Origin of the sequence: Pseudomonas sp. USTB-Z, assembly GCF_019691255.1 — a bacterium.
GTDB classification, from domain to species: domain Bacteria; phylum Pseudomonadota; class Gammaproteobacteria; order Pseudomonadales; family Pseudomonadaceae; genus Aquipseudomonas; species Aquipseudomonas alloputida.
On sequence record NZ_JAECZP010000056.1, the window covers coordinates 1 to 1516 of the forward strand.

Here is a 1516-nt window from a genome sequence, read left to right on the forward strand (position 1 = left end):
GGGGATGCTGTGGTTCAACATCTTATCGCTCAAGACGGCCTACAACAGCCTGCAGAAGAGCGATGCACCGGAATACACCCTGGGGTTCGCTTCATCTGTTTTCGGGGTGATCGGTGCAGCGGCGGCGACATTGGTCAGCGTACGGGCAACGCAAAAGGCCGTCATGCTGAGATTAAGTGCCACAGCGCCGGGTATGGCCTTTGGCAATGGGGTTATCAAGTTTTTGAGTAGCAATCTGTTTGCGCGTTTAGCCGGATACCCGGCGATTGCATTTGCTCTGATCTCAGATTGGTCAAAGGGATTGCGCCAATTCGATAACGGTAACTCTACGGCTGGCAGATACACAATTGCTGGTGGATTAACCATGGCCATTGGCTCTGCTGTCACTCTTGAAGCAGGACTTGCCATTGCGGGCGCTACAACGCTAGTACCCTTTGCCGGATGGGCCGCCGCTGCCCTTGTCCTCGTAGGCGTAGCCATCATAGCAGGAGGCCTCTACCTACACGCCAAGGCACATGAACGCCTTCACAGCCCAATAGAACTGTGGGCAGCACGTAGCATATTCGGCAATCGCATCAATGATGGAGAGTCGCACGCCGACATCAACTTGGACTTTGACAAGAAACTGCCTGCTTTCACCTCACTGCAAACAGAAATTAAGGCTTGGCACAATGAACATTACGGACCCAAGCTACTATCCGCCGAGCAGGCCCTATCCCTCGGCATAACTAAAGCCGACACCCGATGGCATCAGAATAACCACTGGTCGCCGCCAAACTGGACAGCTATCACACATAACGAAGTAGCCACCCCCCAACCAACCGTAGAGTTCACAGTGCTGCTGCCTGCATTCAGGCTAGGCGTAAGTGAATGGTCAGGAAGCTTGAGTTCCCTCCGTGACGACCAAGGAATGGACGTATTCCCAATCACTCCAACCGGACACATCGTAGACGCTGGCTTAATCCTGCATTTCGAGAACACGGTTGCCAACCAAAATCATGTCTCACTGCATCTAGCTTACAGCGCCAATCAAGGCCTGGACGAAGACAATGAGATCCTGTCAACTTTTCGCCTGGAGCGCTGATCATGGCAACTATCTGGATATTCAATTCAACGTCATACTCCGGACACCCCCCAGCAATTGGGGGGCAATTGGCAAACGTATCCGAGAATACCTTGTGCCTGAGAAACCCATGGATAACAGATTCCGTGTTTATGGGAAAACTATACTGCGCAATGACGATCACACTGCTGATAGGCACTTACCCTTATCTACCCCCTACCATCTCGAAACTTTACAACGAAGACATTTTATTGATGCTTTTATTAGTAATAACCCCCTTCGTGTTTACTCCTTTCCTAGCTTATCGAATTTTCTTTATAAAGGGCTTATCAACCATTTGCCTCAATCGATCAACCCAAAAAATCTACTACCAACGTTTGAGCAAGGTACTCGTATTCGAATGGGCCAACACCGGAGGTGGCATTTTCAAGCGCACCGAATACGGCGGCTCAT

General features: G+C 50.6%; 2 pseudogenes. Both read left to right on the top strand.

The features are described from left to right. A pseudogene (locus tag I8746_RS26800) lies at positions 1-1084 on the top strand (hypothetical protein); the annotation flags it as partial. Between the two features lie 2 nt (positions 1085-1086). Then, positions 1087-1516, top strand: a pseudogene (locus I8746_RS26805) (hypothetical protein); the annotation flags it as partial.